Origin of the sequence: Pseudomonas deceptionensis (assembly GCF_900106095.1) — a bacterium.
Classification (GTDB): domain Bacteria; phylum Pseudomonadota; class Gammaproteobacteria; order Pseudomonadales; family Pseudomonadaceae; genus Aquipseudomonas; species Aquipseudomonas deceptionensis.
Genome location: NZ_FNUD01000002.1, coordinates 3,234,872 through 3,253,207 on the forward strand (window position 1 = coordinate 3,234,872; position 18,336 = coordinate 3,253,207).

General features: G+C 56.7%; 13 protein-coding genes. 5 read left to right on the forward strand and 8 right to left on the reverse strand.

What is annotated here, in order from left to right:
- Positions 1–369: 369 nt before the first annotated feature.
- The 3 genes from BLW11_RS14875 to BLW11_RS14885 all read left to right on the forward strand — a co-directional run bounded on the left by BLW11_RS14875 (position 370) and on the right by BLW11_RS14885 (position 4,171).
- Positions 370–1,074, forward strand: a complete 705-nt coding sequence (locus BLW11_RS14875; RefSeq protein ID WP_048358039.1) for a fimbria/pilus chaperone family protein — start codon at positions 370–372, stop codon at positions 1,072–1,074.
- Positions 1,075–1,136: 62 nt separating this feature from the next.
- Entirely contained in the window at positions 1,137–3,614 is a 2,478-nt protein-coding gene (locus tag BLW11_RS14880; RefSeq protein ID WP_162200684.1) for a fimbria/pilus outer membrane usher protein, read from the forward strand.
- Positions 3,611–4,171 carry a DUF1120 domain-containing protein gene (locus BLW11_RS14885; RefSeq protein WP_048358038.1) on the forward strand — a complete coding sequence of 187 codons (561 nt, stop codon included), beginning with the start codon at positions 3,611–3,613 and terminating at the stop codon, positions 4,169–4,171. The genes BLW11_RS14880 and BLW11_RS14885 overlap by 4 nt, the downstream gene beginning before the upstream one ends.
- Before the next feature lie 257 nt (positions 4,172–4,428).
- Here BLW11_RS14885 and BLW11_RS14890 read toward each other — a convergent pair whose 3' ends face one another.
- The 5 genes from BLW11_RS14890 to BLW11_RS14910 all read right to left on the reverse strand — a co-directional run bounded on the left by BLW11_RS14890 (position 4,429) and on the right by BLW11_RS14910 (position 8,834).
- Positions 4,429–5,535 (reverse strand): Gfo/Idh/MocA family protein, encoded by a 1,107-nt coding sequence (locus tag BLW11_RS14890; protein ID WP_048358037.1) that lies wholly within the window; start codon positions 5,533–5,535, stop codon positions 4,429–4,431.
- A gap of 170 nt (positions 5,536–5,705) precedes the next feature.
- Positions 5,706–6,473 (reverse strand): SDR family oxidoreductase, encoded by a 768-nt coding sequence (locus tag BLW11_RS14895; RefSeq protein ID WP_048358036.1) that lies wholly within the window; start codon positions 6,471–6,473, stop codon positions 5,706–5,708.
- 9 nt (positions 6,474–6,482) lie between these two features.
- The gene (locus BLW11_RS14900; protein ID WP_048358035.1) at positions 6,483–7,556 is read right to left on the reverse strand and encodes a phosphotransferase family protein; all 1,074 of its coding nucleotides are present in this window, start codon (positions 7,554–7,556) and stop codon (positions 6,483–6,485) included.
- A 197-nt stretch (positions 7,557–7,753) separates the two neighbouring features.
- Positions 7,754–8,068, reverse strand: coding sequence for an SCP2 sterol-binding domain-containing protein (locus BLW11_RS14905; protein WP_048358034.1), 315 nt, complete (start codon positions 8,066–8,068; stop codon positions 7,754–7,756).
- Positions 8,069–8,123: 55 nt separating this feature from the next.
- Positions 8,124–8,834, reverse strand: coding sequence for a histidine phosphatase family protein (locus BLW11_RS14910; RefSeq protein ID WP_048358033.1), 711 nt, complete (start codon positions 8,832–8,834; stop codon positions 8,124–8,126).
- Positions 8,835–9,040: 206 nt separating this feature from the next.
- On the opposite strand from BLW11_RS14910, the gene sohB reads away from it, so the two are divergent.
- Positions 9,041–10,060, forward strand: coding sequence for a protease SohB (gene sohB / locus BLW11_RS14915; protein WP_048358032.1), 1,020 nt, complete (start codon positions 9,041–9,043; stop codon positions 10,058–10,060).
- A gap of 217 nt (positions 10,061–10,277) precedes the next feature.
- Entirely contained in the window at positions 10,278–15,398 is a 5,121-nt protein-coding gene (locus tag BLW11_RS14920) for an NEL-type E3 ubiquitin ligase domain-containing protein (protein ID WP_241486097.1), read from the forward strand.
- 30 nt (positions 15,399–15,428) lie between these two features.
- Here the strand turns inward: BLW11_RS14920 and BLW11_RS14925 are convergent, their stop codons facing one another.
- The 3 genes from BLW11_RS14925 to BLW11_RS14935 form a co-directional block, all read right to left on the reverse strand.
- A complete protein-coding gene (locus BLW11_RS14925) occupies positions 15,429–15,923 on the reverse strand; it encodes a DUF934 domain-containing protein (RefSeq protein WP_048358031.1) in 495 nt (164 codons plus the stop codon).
- Complete coding sequence (locus BLW11_RS14930; protein ID WP_048358030.1) at positions 15,907–17,565, reverse strand: nitrite/sulfite reductase; 1,659 nt, start codon at positions 17,563–17,565, stop codon at positions 15,907–15,909. The genes BLW11_RS14925 and BLW11_RS14930 overlap by 17 nt, the downstream gene beginning before the upstream one ends.
- A 491-nt stretch (positions 17,566–18,056) precedes the next feature.
- A complete protein-coding gene (locus BLW11_RS14935; protein ID WP_048358029.1) occupies positions 18,057–18,275 on the reverse strand; it encodes a DUF2970 domain-containing protein in 219 nt (72 codons plus the stop codon).
- Positions 18,276–18,336 lie beyond the last annotated feature (61 nt).

Consider the following 18,336-nt stretch of genomic DNA (forward strand, 5'->3'; position numbering starts at 1 on the left):
TCGCCTCTTTCATAGGTACATGTTGCCATGTTTGGTTATGCTGAACGCACGGAGTCTCTTGTGTTTGGCGCTCACAAATCGATCGAGCCGACGTGCACAGTCAGAGCCGCTATCGACAGGTCTAATAGTTTGTCGATCGCCGACACTAAAAATATTGATGACCTTGCCACTTTTGAAGTTGTTTGTTTGTAGTCACTGCAGGTCATATATTTAATGCGGTTTTTGGAGTTCCATGTTTGAGTTGCAAGTTGTCCGTATGCATTTAATGTGTTGTCAGGCCTCTGAATCGTTTTAAAGCCCCGCGTGGATCGTTTGTGTCCGGCAGTGGCGGGTTCATGCCTATTTTTAATTTTTTAGTGGATGCTCACAATGATTTTCAAATGGCTGTACCTGTTTTGCGGGACGTTCTTTATATCGGCCCTGACCATGGCCCCTGTACAAGCAGCGGGTATGATTCCGGAAACGTCCGTCGTTATTCTCGATGAGGCCGATGGCGAAACCAGCATCAACCTCAAGAACTCCGACAGTCCCCCGGCATTACTTTACAGCCACATTCTGCCCATCGAAGGCGATGATGAAAATCTTATCGTATTGACCCCACCCGTCACTCGGGTCGAAGCGGGCGAAACCCAGGCTATTCGATTTCTTTTACAAACCTCCGAGCCGCTGAAAGTCCAGCGCCTGCGTCGGGTGATTTTCGAAGGTATCCCGCCCAAGGATAAATCTGCCGGGATGCGGGTGAGCATGAACGTTCGCCAGAACCTGCCCGTGATCATCAACCCCAAGGGCCTGGCCAAGGACAAAGAGCCTTGGCGTCGACTCCAGTGGTCAGTGCAAAACGGCAAGTTGCAAGTGGCCAACCCGGATGCCTACGTGGTGCGACTTGATCAGGCCGTCAAACTGAACCCGGCCAACACGTTGGTGCAATTGCCGCGGGCCTACGTGTTGCCCGGTGAGGTCATCACGCTGGATGTGCCCGCTGCCACCCTCGCCACTCTGACCGATGCGACCCTGTCACCCGCGACGGTCTACGGCTACTCGGTCGACCAGTACACCGCACCGATCGAACGCTGATTTTTCAAGCAATGACGCCAGGGAGCTCAGCCGATGGCGCCTTCACTATTCTGAGTTCATTTATGACTAGCGCCCACATCTGGCGAGTTTGCCCTGTGCTTATGGGGGTGATGCTCTTCACCGAACAAATCCACGCCGCAGCGTCACAAAGCTTGCCGGTATCCGGCCCTGATGTCGCGACCGAATCGGTTGAGTTTGACCTGGATATGCTCAAGGGACGCAACATCGATCCTAAAGCAGCCAGCTATTTTGCCGATGCGCCACGCTTTTCCGAAGGCGCGCACGCCGTGAGCCTGTCCGTGAACGGTGGCTCCAGGGGCCGTGCCATTGCGACCTTTGATAAAGAGGGGCAATTGCTCTTTACCACGGCGCTGCTCGACGCTGCACAGTTGCTCAACCCGGGGCAGGCTGAAAAAAAACCTGAAGACATCAACGCCCGCTTTCTTGCTACCTACCCAATGACCCAGGTACAGCTCAAACCGGGCAAGGGCGAAGTCGGGTTAGTTGTACCGACCGACGCGCTTCGTGCGCCTGACTCCGACATTGGTTCGTTTGCCGAAGGCGGCACTGCGGCCCTGCTCAATTACAGCCTGCTGGGCATGAACAGCGTGTTCAGTAACAGTCGCAGCGAATTTCGCTCTCTGGATACGGTCGCGGGCTTCAATATAGGTGACTGGCTCGTGCGCAGTCGGCAAAGTTACACCGCGTACGATGGCAACAGTCGTACGGAACACTTGTACACCTATGGTCAAAAAACCTTCACCAGCCTCAAGTCGACCTTCCAGGGCGGCCAGATCAATATCGCCAACTCATTGTTTTCCGGCGATGCCATTACGGGCGTCCAGATTGTGCCTGAAGACGGTTTACGCGCCGGGGCACGCAACAGCGGGGCCGTGGCGGAGGGTGTGGCCAATTCAACGGCGCGGGTCGAGGTGCGGCAAAACGGTGCGCTGATTCAATCGTCGGTGGTGCCACCAGGCCCCTTTACCCTGACCAACCTGCCTTTGCTCAGCACCAGCACTGACCTGGATGTCACTATCATTGAAGCCGACGGCTCGCGCCGCATGTTCAGCATCCCCGCGGCCAGCTTTGGCGGTGGTGTGCAAGGTGCAGCGCCCGGTTACTCCTTTGCCGCCGGCCAATATCGGCCCTTGGGCAGTGATCGCAGCAGCGCGAAGCCCAATGTCGTGACCGGCAGTGGTACCTGGGCCTTGAACCGTCACACCACCGCTACCGCCGGTTTGATGGCTGCCGACGGTTATCAGGCTGCTGGATGGGCCACCCATCATGGGCTCACACCCACAACCAGCCTTGGCCTGCGCCAAGTGGTTTCCAATGCTACCGATGAAAGCCGCAAGGGCACCCAAGTGAGTGCCTCCCTGAGCACCCAGGCCACGCAGAAGCTGTCCCTGGGGCTGAGCGCCACGCACCAGACCGAAGGCTATCGAGATCTAGCGGATACCACGTACCGTCAGCAAGATGCGCAATGGTATCAAACGCGCTACCGCGATCAATTCACCACATCGGCTAGCTGGTCGGACGAGACGCTGGGCGGCTTTCGGCTTTCCCATAGTTACTCGAGCCAGTTTGATAATCAGTCTACCCAGCGTCTGCTGGGCTCCTGGTCGAAGAACTTCAAGCATGCCACGGTCTCGTTGAACGTTGAGAAAAGCCTGGGCGAAACCGGCCCTTATGGTCATGGAAATGCCGCCTACTTGTCGGTCACGATGCCGTTGGGCAAGGGATCCCTCAGAACTTACGTCAACAACGACGAGCGAGGTACGCGCACGGGTGCCTCCTATAGCCAGCAGATCAACGATACCTTTGGGTATCGTATGCAGGGCGAGCGCGACAGTGTGAACCGTGAGACTGACCTTTCGGTTTCAACCAACCTGTTGCCACGCTACACCCAGGCGAACCTGGGCTACTCGCGCAGCGGCAAGGATTCCACCTCTTACAACGCCAGCTTGACCGGCGGGGTGGTTGCCCATAATGAAGGCATTACGTTCAGCCCCTACGAGGTGAACGACACCTACAGCATCCTCTCGGTGGGTGATGTGAGCGGGGTGAAAGTCACCACGCCACAAGGCCCGGTCTGGACCGATGCCTGGGGCAAGGCGGTTGCCCCCGGAATGCAGGCTTACCAGAACAACCGCATGGAAATTGTCGCCAAAAGCCTTCCGCGAAATGTGGATATCGTCAACGGTTACAAGGAGCTGAAAGTCGGTCGCGGATCGGTTACCAACGTCGACTTCGGCGTAGTGGCATCCCGTCGCATTTTACTGAATGCGACCTACGCCGATGGACGCCCTCTGGATAAAGGCCTGGCAGTGTCATCCAGCAATCAGTATGTCACCACGGTGGTCGACAAGGGGCAGGTGTTCCTGCCCACAGTTGAGCCCGGTGCGCGTCTGACGGTGGCGCTACCCGCTGATAAAACCTGCGTGCTGGACTTCACCCTGGCGCCAAAGGCCGACACCGAGGCCTTTTTTGAAACCGTCAATGCCGTATGCAACAACGTACAGGAGCAAGCGTTATGAAATTTGTGCTGTGTTCACGTATTCGGGCAATCAGTGGCGCGGCATTGCTCTGGTGTCTTTCAGGCACAGCCAGTGCCGATGAGTGTGCCCTGACGGTCAGCCAGCCGGTGCTGGACTTCGGGCAAACCCAGCGTACGCAACTGATGCAAGGCGCCCGTGAAGGCCAGCGCCTGCTGGTTGGCACGCGGGTCATCAGCTTGAATCTGAGCTGTGCCGAGAACACAGGTGTAGCACTGGGGTTTACCGGTGAGCGTGCCACTGACCAAGGTTATCGTTTCGCCCAGGACGGTTTTTTCACCCTCAAGGTGCTCAGTGCCCAGCTCGATGGTAAACCGGTACACCTGATGGTTCGCGATGGCGAAGGGGGCATGCAAGACTCTGATAACCAGCTACGTCCCGGTGTCAGTCTGACACCGGGTTATCAGAACCAGATAGCGCGAGGTTCGAAGTTTAGTGCGCAAGTGGAAGTATCGACTTACGTCGATATGCGCGACACGCGGGTTCGCTCCCAAAGTCAATGGAATGGAGGCGGGCAATTTTCCATCGACACCTTCTGATTGCGCCTCGCGCGGGACTCGATTCGATCCTCGGATATCACCTGACCTGATGAATGATCCACGGCCACTTGAAAGACTCTCTTTGCAAGATCTACCGAGACTGGCTCGAGCGCCGAAAAACCGGCTGGTTGGGTCTGAACTCTCGTCGTATTCTTTTTCAGGGACTCGCCCTCGCTGTCGTTGGTTTCTTAAGAATGCCACCGTGGGGTATGAACGCCTCGGCTTGGGCGAGTCCATGTAATTACAGTACGAGCGCTTTAAAGCGCGACCCAACGCTGCTCCTGCGCTGCCACGCGAATGGCGGCGGCCAGGCGCTCTACTTGCCAGGCTTCTTCAAAGTCGGGGCCGGGGGCGGGATGGCCGGCGCAGGCCTGGATCACGGCGTGCACTTCCAGGGTCTTGAGTTCGTTGTACCCCAGCTGATGACCTGCCGCCGGGCTGAACGCGGCATACCCGGGCAACGCGGGCCCGGCCAGCAGTCGCTCGAATCCCCCTTGGCCGTGTTTGCACAGTTGCAGCTCATTGAGGCGCTCTTGATCGAATTTCAGGGTGCCGAGGGTGCCGCTGATTTCAAAACTCAGGTGGTTTTTGTAACCGTGCTTGAGCCAACTGCTGCTGAAGGTGCCGCGTGCGCCATTGCTGAACCGCAGCAGGGCGTGGGTCTGGTCGTCGACCAGGATGCTGCGCAGTTCGCTGTTGTGGTGGCTGGCCGGGCGTTGCGGGTGGACGGTCTGGCTGTCGGCACATACGGCTTCAATGTCACCCACCAGATACCGCGCCATCGCCAGCAAGTGACTGCCCAGGTCCGCCAGCGCGCCACCGGCGTGGCTCGGTTCGCAGCGCCATGACCAGGGCAAGGCCGGGTCGGCCATGAAGTCTTCGCTGAACTCGCCCTGAAAGCTGATCAGGCGGCCCAATTCGCCCCGTTCAATCATCTCGCGCGCCAGTACCAGCATCGGGTTGTGTTGGTAGTTGTAACCCACCCGCGTAACCACCCCCGCAGCCTTTGCCGCCAGGCGCATCTCATCGGCCTGCTCCAGGCTGACCGCCAGCGGCTTTTCGCAGTACACGGCTTTGCCCGCCGCAATGGCGGCCATGGCCATGGGGAAGTGCAAGTGGTTGGGTGTGGTGATGGCGATCAGGTCGACGCCGGGATCGGCGATCAGTTGCTGCCAGTCGCCATGGGCGCGCTCAAAACCCCAGGCGCTGGCGCAATGCCGGGCGCGTTCGGCGTCGGCATCGGCCAGTGCGGCGAGGTGCAACTGCACCGGCAGTTCAAACGCTGCGCTGACGTTACGAAATGCCAGTGCATGGGCCCGGCCCATAAAGCCGGTGCCAATCAAACCAATTCCAAGACGACGCATAGCCTGAACCCTTTGAATTATTATTTTCAGAAGGTCTATTAATGGAATAAATATTCTGTAATTGCAATAAGTGGAAATTAAAATTTATTGAGGTCTTTGTGCCTTCCCCCCAACCCTCTCCCGAGGGAGAAGGGGCTGGCCGGGTTGGTTTCGGATTCAGTGCTTTTGGGCTACGACAAAAAACCGCCATCCACGTTCAACGACACACCGGTGGTGTAGCTCGACGCATCGCTGGCCAGATACAGCACGGCACCGGCCATCTCGCTGGGGGCGGCCACGCGTTTGAGCGGGATCTGCTGCAGTGCGGTCTTGAGGATGGCGTCATTGCTGACCAGCGCCGAGGCGAATCGGGTATCGGTCAGCCCCGGCAGCAGGGCGTTGCAGCGGATGCCGAAGGCCGCACATTCCTTGGCAAACACCTTGGTCATGTTGATCACCGCGGCTTTGGTCATGGAGTACACGCCCTGGAACACGCCGGGTGATACGCCGTTGATCGAAGCCACGTTGATGATGCTGCCACCCCCGTGCTCACGCATCAGCTTGCCGGCCTCAACCGACATAAAGAAGTAACCGCGAATATTCACGTCTACGGTTTTCTGGAAGGCCCCCGGGTCGGTGTCCAGCACATTGCAGAACTGCGGGTTGGTCGCGGCGTTGTTGACCAGAATGTCGATGCGCCCGAAGTCCTGGCGAATCCTCGCGAAGGTCTGGGTGATCTGCTCCATTTCGCCGATATGGCAGGCGATGGCGGTGGCTTTGCCGCCGTCGGCGATGATCGCGTCGGCCACCGGCTGGCAGCCTTCGAGCTTGCGGCTGGACACAATCACATGGGCGCCTTGCTGGGCCAGCAGTTTGGCGATGGCCTCGCCGATACCGCGGCTGGCACCGGAAACAAAGGCGATTTTGCCATCGAGGTCGAACAGTTGAGTCCTGGACATGCGGATTCCTTAGCGAGCGCGGGTTTTGGGGGCGATGACCTTGAGACTCATCTGCTCAAGCAGGGCGTTCATCTGTACAAATTGAGCAAAGCGTTTGTCCTGGGTCTGGCCGTGGTAGTAGCGGTAGTAGATTTGCTGAACGATACCGGCCAGACGGAACAGGCCATAAGTGTAGTAAAAGTCGTAATTATCTATCTGAATCCCTGAACGTTCGGCGTAGTAGTCGACGAATTCGCGACGGGTCAACATGCCGGGCGCATGGCTTGGCTGGCGGCGCATCAACTGCACCGGGGCCGGGTCGTCGGCTTCAATCCAGTAGGCGAGGGTGTTGCCCAGGTCCATAAGCGGGTCGCCCAGGGTGGTCAGCTCCCAGTCCAGTACGCCGATGATCTGCATCGGATTCTGTGAGGCGAGGATCACGTTGTCCAAGCGGTAGTCGTTGTGAACGATGGCGGGGGTGGGGTGGTCTGCGGGCATATTGGCTTTTAGCCAGTCCCTGACCGCTTCCCAGCGCGGTGCGTCCGGGGTCAGGGCTTTTTCGTAGCGCTCGCACCAGCCGCCGATCTGGCGTTGCACATAGCCGTCGGGCTTGCCCAGGTCGCTCAGGCCGCAGGCGGTGTAATCAACCTTGTGCAGCTCCACCAGCTTGTCGATAAAACTTTGGCACAGGGTGCGCGCGTGGTCGGGGGTGAGGCCCAGCTCTGGCGGCAGATCGGCGCGCAGGATGATGCCCTTGAGCCGCTCCATGACATAAAAATCGCTGCCGATCACGGACTCGTCGGTGCAGTGGGCGTAGGCTTTCGGGCAGTAGGGGAAGGCATCCTTGAGCTGATTGAGGATGCGGAACTCGCGGCCCATGTCGTGGGCCGACTTGGCCTTGTGGCCAAACGGCGGGCGGCGCAGTACCAGCTCAACGCCGGGGTATTGGATCAGGTAGGTCAGGTTCGACGCGCCGCCAGGGAACTGGCTGATCTCGGGTTGCCCGGTGAGTCCGGGGATATGGGCCTTGAGCCAGGGATCAATGTGGCCGGCGTCGAGTTCTTCGCCAGAGCGGATGCGGGTGGACGAGTCGGTAAGCGCCATGTCTATCTCTTCTGCTTATATTTTAGGCCTGACAACATTCGCCAATCTAATGGGCTGACGCAGTATCGACAAGGCAAGCACGGCCTTAATAGGTAGGGGTGTTAGTGGGTAATCAGCGTGCTTGATAGCCTTTGAGTGAAGCACAGACGAAAAAAAACCGAAGTGCGTGGGCTCCGGTTTTTTGTGACGCGTGTGGCTTAAGCCGGGAACAGTTCGCTCAGCTTCATGGCCAGCATCATGTCGCCTTCAGCGCGCAGTTTGCCGCCCATGAACGCTTGCATGCCGTCGGTTTCGCCGCTGACGATGCCTTCCAGTGTTTCGCCGTCCATGACCAGAGTCACTTGAGCGTCCGGGTTTTCGCCTTCCTTCAGTTCGCAGGTGCTGTCTTTGACGATCAGCGAGAAGTTTTTGTCGTCATCAATGCGAAAACCGAAAACCAGGTCCAGGCCAGCAGCAGCGGCTGGGTTGAATTTGGCTTTCATTGCTTGAACGGCATCAGCTACAGAAGTCATGGTTCGATCCTTTTGTGGTGGGTTACGGCGGCCCGAAGGCCGCGGTTGCCGACGCTCAACGATAAGTGATGAGTGACGGCGTCTTCAACAGTTGCAAATGCACATGACTGTTGAAGGAAGCCAGGGAGACCTCGCGGCCTTGGAACTTGAGCAGGCTGAGCGAGGTGTTAGCAATGTGCCAGGTCAGCTTGAAGGCATCGCTGGCTGGAATCTGGGTCAGGATGTGGAGCAGGGCAGTGATGGTGCCGCCGGAGGTGAACACGGCGATGGTCTGCTGGTTACGCGCCAGGTCGAGGAGGCGGTTCAGGCCCGCCTGGACCCGTTCGACAAAGCCCAGCCAGGTTTCCAGCTGTGGGGTGTCATAGGTGCCGCTGAGCCAGCGGGCGATGATCAGCTCAAAGATGCGCTGGAACTCCGCCGGGTTGTGGGCAGCATTGTGCATGGCGGCAATGGCATCGGGTTCGTCCGGCAGCAGGCCCGGTAGCAGGGCGCCCAGTACGGCGAACGCATCGAACTCGTCGAACGCAGCGTCAGTTTCCAGGGCCGGTACGGGCAGCCCCACAGCGCTGAATTGCGCCAGGGCATGGCGTGCGGTGTCTTGCTGACGCAACAGCTCGCCCGACACGCAGCGATCAAAGCGCAGGTCCAGATCAACCAGATGCTGACCCACGACTTGCGCCTGTCTGACGCCCAGCGGCGACAGCACGTCGTAGTCGTCTGCTCCGAAGGAGGCCTGGCCATGTCTGATTAAATAGATGCTGCCCACGTGCGCGTCATCCCGGTGCGTTCAAAGTCAGGCGAGGTTAGGAGGATGGCAAGTGGCTGTCAATGAAAAAACATACGCTTGTTTGAATTCCTTCTGACGTCCGAAGGCAAGGTATTTCCCGGGTGGCAGGCCCCGGTTGGCGCCGGTATGCTGGTTGTCATTGAGCAGCCCTGACCTGGGGGTTGCAGACGTTTTAAGGAGAGGCTGTGGAATTTCTTGCCGAGTACGCCAGTTTTTTGGCTAAAACCGTGACTCTGGTGGTCGCCATTGTGGTGGTCCTGGTGACCCTTGCGGCATTGCGTGGCAAAGGGCGTCGTGCGACCGGGCAATTGCAGGTCATCAAACTCAATGAGTTTTACAAAGGCCTGCGCGAGCGTCTGGAGCAGTCCCTATTGTCCAAGAGCGAGCTTAAGGCACTGCACAAGCAAAGCGCTAAAACTGAAAAAAAGCTGAAAAAACAACCGGATGAAAAGCCGCGGGTCTTTGTCCTGGACTTTGTAGGTGACATCAAGGCCTCTGCCACTGAAAGCCTGCGTCACGAAATCACCGCGTTGCTGACTCTGGCAAAGCCGACTGACGAAGTGGTCGTGCGACTGGAAAGCGGCGGCGGCATGGTGCACAGCTATGGCCTGGCGTCGTCGCAACTGGCGCGTATTCGCCAGGCGGGCATCCCGCTGACCATCTGCATCGACAAGGTCGCGGCCAGTGGCGGCTATATGATGGCGTGCATCGGGCAGAAAATTATCAGTGCGCCCTTTGCGATTCTGGGCTCCATCGGCGTCGTGGCGCAGTTGCCCAACGTCAATCGACTGCTGAAAAAACACGATATCGACTACGAAGTCCTGACCGCAGGTGAGTACAAACGCACGCTGACAGTGTTTGGTGAAAACACCGAAAAAGGCCGTGAGAAGTTTCAGCAGGACCTGGACATTACCCATCAGTTGTTCAAAAACTTCGTGGCCAAGTACCGTCCGCAACTGGCGATTGATGAAGTGGCGACCGGTGAAGTCTGGTTGGGTGTGGCGGCGGTTGAAATACAGTTGGTCGATGAACTTAAAACCAGCGACGAGTATTTGTCCGAGCGGGCCAAAAATGCCCAGCTCTATCACTTGCACTATGCCCAGCGTAAAAGTTTGCAAGAGCGCGTGGGGCTGGCGGCCAGCACTTCGGCAGAGCGGGTGGTTGACTCGCTGTGGAGTCGTTTGACCCAGCAGCGCTTCTGGTAAAAGGCTGTACTCTGCCCCGACAGCTCATGTCGTGGCAGAGCGTTGTAATGAGACCGCTCTTACAGGAAAAAACAATTAAGCAGGGAGGGTGGACTTTGCATCAAGAGCGGTAGTTATATACTGTTTAGTCTCAATCTTTAGTGCGTATATCACAGTAGTTGATCAGGTAATTAACAGTGTCACAAGCAAGGTTGCGTATAAGCTTGAGCATTGACTAATGACCTGGACTTTCATGATGACAACTCTTTCCTTGCCCCCTGTGTCCGTGAGCGAGCTGGCGGTTATCGAACGCTCTGCAGCGTTTGGTAATCTGCTGGCAGAAAACAAACATGAGGATTATATAGCATCCTTGTTACCGTACTGGTTTGTGACGGCGCCGGCTTATTTGCGTCAAGCCTTGCGCGACAGTATGAAACACGCCCGTGAAGCACAATTGGTCGTGTCGGAAATATTGGCAAAAATCACCCCGATTGAGCAGTTTGCCGAGCCGTTACTGGTGCAGGAACTGGCCGCCCACGGTCATTCGGATGTTAATCCTAAAACCAGCGGCATCAAGGAAGTTCATCTGTTGAGCAATATCGTGATCTTCATTGCCAATCAGCAATTGAGGTTGGTCGACTCACTGATCCGGCAGTTGCTTCCCGAGGTGCTGGTGCCGCAGTCACTGGAGCTCAATTTGGTGGCCAGTATTAACCGGCACAGCCTGTTGCAAGCGGCGATGCAAAACTTTCAACTGTCTCAGACCCAGGCCGCAGGCTTTGCTTCAGGCTCCACGATTTACGCGGTCAGAGGTAATCAGCAACTACCCCATACCGGACTTACGCCGGAAAAGTTTGCTGAAGTTTGCCGCGAGTTAAATCTGGGCTCGCAGTACCAGTCGCATCTGGACAGGGTGTTTTCACCCCTCAATGAGCAATGGCCAGTGGATGACCCACGTTCTGAAACCTACAGAATTAAAGCGGCGTTCAGTATGAACAAACGCCAGGAGTTCGCCTCGGCATTGCACATCGCTTATATGAAGTCTGAAGTAACGCCCCTGAATTACGCACTCATGATTAATTTGCTGATATCGCCTGTCAACCGGTCAGATATTATTAATCCGGTACACAGCACGTTTGAAATTCTTGGCTTTGAAGTGCCCGGGATAATAATATTTTGGCCGGAACGAGAACCGGTACAACAGCGCCAATCGTGTGTTGTGTATTTGCCGGATGGGCCGCAACGATCATTTTACCAATTCGAGACGTTTGAACAGTTTAAGGTTCAACTGTGGGAATGGTTAAAGGCTTCGCTCTTTTGCGACTATTTCGTGCAGCGGGTCCCGCTGCGTCATCGCGCCGAATTTATCCGACGCACCAATATCAAACAGATGACCTGGGACTCGCTCTTGCTGCGGCGCCCGCCCATCATTAATGAACCTGAACTGTTGAGGCAGACCGGGCACAAGCCGCAGTCGGGCGATCCGTTCGAAGTGGCGTGGCTATTGCACTTGGCACAGATAAAAGACGACGCCCGACAATTAGTAGTGCCCACGGAGGATGAAGACACCCGAAGCCGTCTGGAGCGCCAGGCCATGTACCTGAATGCAGGGATAAGTTTACTGGGATTGGCGCTGGGGTTTGTTCCGGTTTTGGGTCAGATCCTGCTGGCAAGCAGTGTGCTGCAGTTAGGTGTTGAAGTGTATGAGGGCATAAAAGCCTGGCAACACAACGACCGCGCCGCAGCCCTTGAGCATCTGTTTGATATCGTGCAAAACATTGCCTTGTTCGCTAGTACCGGGGCTGCCGCCAGAGCGCTGCAGCCCGAGCCGGTGGTTGATGCCCTGCTGCCGGTCAAGTTGGTAAAGGGGCATAGCCGCTTGTGCAAGCCGGACCTTGCACCTTATGAGTTCAAGCATGTCTCTCTTGCGGGCCTGGTCCCTGATGAACAAGGGCTGTACAGGGTCGACAATCAGTCCTTTATCAAGTTGGAGGGCCGGGTGTTTGAGGTCAGCATCGAGTCGGACAAGGGCCGCTGTCATCTGCGGCATCCCACAGATCCCGATGCTTACACGCCCCGCATGTTTCATAACGAACGCGGGATGTGGGTTTGCGAGTGGGACAATCTGCTGCACGGCTCTGCGCTGCAACTGTTCCGCCGCCTTGGACACCAGGCCGAAGCAATCACGGATGCTGGCGTTGATCAGGTGCTGGCGGCATCCAACACATCCGTGGCGGTGTTGCGCCGATTGCTGATGGATAACCTGCCGCCGCCGCCTTTGCTGCTCGACAGTCTCAAGCGTGTGCGCCTGAGTGAAAGGATCGAGACCTTTATTACGCACATGAAGCAGGGTAATACCGGAACGGTTGAACAGGCGGACTTGCAGCTGGAACTATTGACCCGCTTGCCGGGATGGCCACAAGAAAAGGTGTTGCGTGTTGTTGATGCAGAGGGTGTGAATTACAAGGAATACGGGGTTGAGCTGGCGTCGCTGCACTCCAGGCTGCAACTGGCGCAAGGGCAAATCAACAACGGGGATTTGCTCAAGGTCACCCTTGAGGGTTTGTCATCGCAGCAGATCGAGGTGCTGCTGGGTGAGGGGCTGCCAGGGCTTGAGCAGCAGCTACCTGTCCTGACGCGCAAATTGGGTGAGCATGCCCAAAGCACCAAGGGGCCACTGCTTGATCGGCTGTATAACGCTTCAGAGGTGGTAACAGCTGACACGGCCAACCTTAAGCGCCAGTTTCCCAGCTTGCCGGTGGCCGTGGTCGAAGAGTTGCTTGATCAGATGACAGCAGAGCAAAAGGTGCAGTTGACAGCCACCGGGACCCTGCCGCTGGTCGTGCTGGAGGAGGCTCGCAGCTACGTACAGACATTGCGCGTGAACCGCTCGATTGAAGGAGGGTTTCATAAGGCGCTGGGCAGCGCTGACAGCACTCTTGTCGCCTGGAAAACACTGCCGGATCTGCAAGGGTGGCCCGACAATACGGTTTTTTTGTTGCTTGATAAAACTACGCGGCAGATATTTGAGCCTCTGGGTAGTGGCACGGTCTATCGGCGCGAGATTTTTAAAGATGCAGATATCTACGAGTTTCATGGCTCAACCGGGGAGGTTTACCGCAGCCCTGATTTATTGAGTTGTGTGCTCAAAGCCTTGACCCCTACTGAACGTTCAGCCATTGGGTTGAGGGGTATTGACCCGGGTAACGACCTGCGCTTAAAAGTTGCCAGCCTGGCTGCGCAACAGCGCTCCAGGGTCGCAAAACAACTCGGCATGTACAGCATAAAACCCTGGTTTAAATCACCTCTGCGCCTGGCCGATGGCCGGCAGGGTTACACCTTGGGCGGCCGTTCCGGGCGTATTTTGCCAGCATCCGAGCCCAGCCGGCTAAAGAACCTTGTTGTCGAGCTTTACCCGTTAATGAGCGAGGTGCAAGCCGGACAGTTCTTATACCGGCTTAAAATGCCTGTTGCACTCATGAGCCGTGCGCTGGTAAACCTCAAAGCTGAACTCACTGCCTTGTGCAGCGACCTTGAAGAGTGGGTTGGCTCAAGCGTCTGGACCCAGCCTTACAATGGGCCGCGCAGCTTGCTGGCAAAAGAGGTCAAGCGGGCAATGAGTCAGGCGTTGATTCGTGCCTGGCGCAGGCAGACGCCCAGTGTCCAGATTGAAGGTCACACTGGGTATGAACTGGATCTTAAAGCCTGGCCGGTGGATAGCCTCCCGGCGTTATCGGCAGATTTTGGTCATATAAGCGCATTGCATCTGGCCAATTCATCCAACGCTAAATTTCCCTCGGGTTTTCTCTACCAGTTTCGCAATCTGCGGATTTTGTCCCTCAAAAGTAGTCACTTGGCCGAACTGCCGGTTTCAATCGCGCAGATGCCACAACTGCGCGATCTTAACCTGCAAGGTAACCAGATTGTCCTGAACGATCAGGCAGTGGCCATTTTATCGGGCCTGACCAAGCTCAAATCGTTGAATCTCACCGGCAATATGCTGGGCAGACGTGTGCAGGTGTGGCCAATGCGTGAGCTCAAGCACTTGTTGTTGCGCTATACAGGCATAACGCAATGGCCGGATGGGGTTGAGCACCTTGCTCAGTTGCAGACCCTTGATCTGCGCGATAACGCCATCAGCCATATCCCGCGTGAAGTGCTGGTTGCTGACCGAGTCGCTCTCAACCGGGTAACGTCCTTGCACGACAACCCGCTGAATGCCGACTCGCAACGTCGCCTGCAGATCTATCACCGCGAACACGGCATCGACTTGGGTATTGATTTACAGCGTCAGCATGCTGTTCCACCGCGGGGTATCAGCCCTTGGTCAGCTTTACCCACCCATGAACAACAAGCCCTTTGGAGCGATTTACTCCGTTCCGGGGGATCAGCCGATTTTTTCCGGGTACTGGAAGACATGACCACCTCTGCGCAATTTTTACAGCAGCGAGAAGACTTGACTCAGCGGATCTGGACCTTGATCAGTGCGATGCACGATCACCAGGAATTGCGCGAACGGGTTTTTGGCATTGCCTCGGATCCTCAGACCTGTAGCGACGGGATTGCGATGATTTTTGCCGATATGGAGTTGCAACATCAGGTTTTTATTGCGCAAACCGAAGTTAACACCGAAGAGAGCCTGTTGAAGCTGGCCCACGGTTTATTCCATATCGAATTGCTGAACAAACATGTGAATACCGTTATCGAGACGCGCTTGGCCGCGATTCAGCTCCAACAACTTGACTATGTACGCCAGTTGCAAGAACTGGTGGATGAGGTCGTCCCGCCTTTTGCGTCTGCCCCCTTGAGCAGTCTGGATGCGGTGGAGCAGCAAGGAGTGGCCTATCGGCTGGGCACACCTGAAGCATTGAGTCTGGCTGAACTGGTAAGTCCGGCAGGGGTCAGAAGCCAGATCGCCGAACTTGATCCGTTGCAGGTGCAGATGTTCTATCAGGTTAAATTGGCCCATGACCTGAATTTGCCGGCTAGGCCCAAGAGCATGCGTTTTGAAAGGATTGCCCGGGTGACCCCGGCTGAGCTTGAAATCGCCAGAGCCTATGTGCTTGCAGAGGACAAGCTGGAGCCCATGACGGTTTCGATAGAAAAAAGAGATTTTTGGATCGCGTTCCTGGAGAAAAAATACCCCGAGGCGTTCACTGATTCCGACCAGCCTCTGGATGAGCGCATGGACGTTCTTTACATGGCCCGCGAAAGCATGTCGAGCAACGACTATGTCGCGCAGTCCAATGAGCTGGGCGATGCACGGGGAAAGACCAGAGTCCTGGTGGTCACACAGCTGACCCGCCAGGAACTTCAGGAACACCCGCTGGGCACCGGTCAATCAATGAGAGGGGCCTGAGCCTCGCAAGGCTCAGGCCCCTTCATGGGATCAGCGCCGGCGGAACAGCGGCATCGGCTCGTCGGTCGAGGACTGGTAGGTCACCGAAAAATCCTTCAAGCCTTGCAGTGCTTCGTACGGGTCTTTGTCGGCACGAATGGCGAACGCGTCGAAACCGCAGCGATGCAGATAGAACAGCTGGTCGCGCAGCACATCGCCAATGGCGCGCAATTCGCCTTTGTAACCATAACGGTCACGCAGCAAGCGTGCATTGGAGTAGCTGCGACCATCGGTGAAGGCAGGGAAGTTCAGGGCAATTACCTGAAAGTGCGCCACGTCTTCGCCTAGCTCTTCGGCTTCTTCATCGCTGTCCAGCCACACACCCAGGCCGCCATCACGGGCCTTGAGTGCATGGCCGTGCTCGCGCCACATCACCAACGGGACGATCAGGTCGTCGCAGTTGGAGATTTCGTCGAAGGTGGTTTCCTTGGGCAGCAAGTGCCAGGTTTCGTCGATGACTTCGTTGTTCTTAATTATTCGCTGCATAGACGCGCTCCTTGAAAGGCTCGATGCCGATACGTTGGTAGGTGTCGATGAAACGCTCGTCTTCGGTACGTTTTTCAACATACACGTCGATCAGCTTTTCAATCACGTCCGGCATGGCGTCCTGGGCGAACGAAGGGCCCAGGATCTTGCCCAGGCTGGCATCACGGCTGGCGCTGCCACCCAAAGACACCTGATAGAACTCGGCGCCTTTTTTGTCGACACCCAGGATCCCGATGTGACCGACGTGGTGGTGACCACAGGCGTTCATGCAACCGGAGATGTTCAGGTCCAGCTCACCGATGTCGAACAGGTAGTCCAGGTCTTCAAAGCGGCGTTGGATCGACTCGGCAATCGGGATCGATTTGGCGTTGGCCAGCGAGCAGAAGTCGCCGCCCGGGCAGCAGATCATGTCGGTCAGCAAGCCAATGTTCGGTGTGGCGAAACCGTTCTCGCGCAACTCGCCCCACATGGCGAACAGCAGGTTTTCTTCCACGTCGGCCAGGATGATGTTCTGTTCGTGGGACGTACGCAGTTGGCCAAAGCTGTAGCGATCGGCCATTTCGGCAATGGCGTCCCACTGCTTGTCGGTCACATCCCCCGGTGCGACGCCGGTAGGCTTCAGCGACAGGGTGACAGCGACATAGCCCGGCTTTTTGTGGGCCAGGGTATTGCGGGTACGCCAACGGGCGAAGCCCGGGTGCTGCTTGTCGAGTTCGGCCAGTTCAGCGCCGAAGTCAGGCAGGTCTTTGTAGTCCGGATCCACGAAGTGCTTGGCGATACGTTGCACTTCGGCTTCGGTCAGCGTGTTTGAGCCGCCGCGCAGGTGAGCCATTTCGGCTTCGACACGCTCGGCGAACACTTCAGGCGTGAGTGCCTTGACCAGAATCTTGATCCGCGCCTTGTACTTGTTGTCGCGACGGCCATAGCGGTTGTAAACCCGCAGGATGGCTTCGAGGTAGCTCAGCAAGTCTGGCCACGGCAGGAATTCATTGATGAATGCGCCGATTACCGGTGTACGGCCCAGGCCGCCACCTACAAGTACGCGGAAACCGAGCTCGCCGGCTTCGTTGAACACCGGCTCAAGGCCAATGTCATGCACTTCAATGGCCGCACGGTCGGAAGCCGAGCCATTGATCGCGATTTTGAATTTGCGTGGCAGGTAGGCGAACTCCGGGTGGAACGTGGTCCATTGACGCACGATTTCACACCAGGGGCGCGAGTCGATCAGCTCATCAGCAGCGACACCGGCGAACTGGTCGGTGGTGACGTTGCGCAGGCAGTTGCCGCTGGTCTGAATGGCGTGCATCTGCACGGTTGCCAGTTCTTCCAGGATGTCCGGAATATCTTCCAGTGCGGGCCAGTTGAATTGCACGTTCTGGCGGGTACTGATGTGGGCGTAGCCCTTGTCGTAGTCGCGAGCGATCTTGGCCATCATTCGCGCCTGGCGCGAAGTCAGTTGGCCATAAGGCACCGCAACCCGCAGCATCGGGGCAAAGCGTTGAACATAAAGGCCATTTTGCAGGCGCAGGGGGCGGAACTCTTCTTCGCTCAGCTCACCTGCCAGATAGCGTCGGGTCTGATCCCGGAACTGCTTTACGCGGTCCTCGATGATCCGCTGATCGTACTCGTCATATACGTACATATAGGTCCTGTTCTCAGGCTGCTAACAGCTTATCTGCGCGCACGGCCGCGCACTCCCCACGGAGCGGGGCACGATACCAGTTTGTAGTTATGCGCAAAAGTGATGTTTAAGCATATGCAAAGAACCAAAACGACTATAAGCGGTTGATTCTCAATCCCTTACTTGTGAGAAGGGCATTGCTGGACTTTACTCAGTATGTCTTCAAGCAATCACCCATAAAAATACAAAAGAGGCGATGCGATGAGTACTCCAGTCAAAGTGCGTAAAAGCGACAGCAAGGTCGATGCATGGGCCATTTTTTTCATGATTATCCTGGTGGTATCCACCGCCGTGTTCTGGGTCAGTCACCAGTAGCACTCCAACAACCTGTCCAGACTCCTGCGAGCGTGTAGCCGCTGAGGAGCGAAGCGAGGTTGCGACCGGCTGTGCAGCAGTCGTAAAGCCTTCGATCCTCGTCAGCGGCTACAGAACAGCTTGCTGATAGCCGTCATCTATACCCCCGCCAGATGCAGCACCAACTTGACGATCCCGAACAGGGTCAACGCAAATACCCCGGTAAACAGCAAGCCCAGCAGCAAGAACTGGCTGGGTTTGCCGTGGGTAAAGTCGCGTTTCCGGTTTTTTGCGCTTTGTACGCCAAATGCGGCGGCCATCACGCTGTGCAGCACTTGCCAGAAGGTGGGTGGCTTATTTTGGGCAGGATCGTCCATAGGGCCCTCGGCTATCCAGGGGGGATGCTTAACTTAGCGTAGCTAATACCCATACCAATGA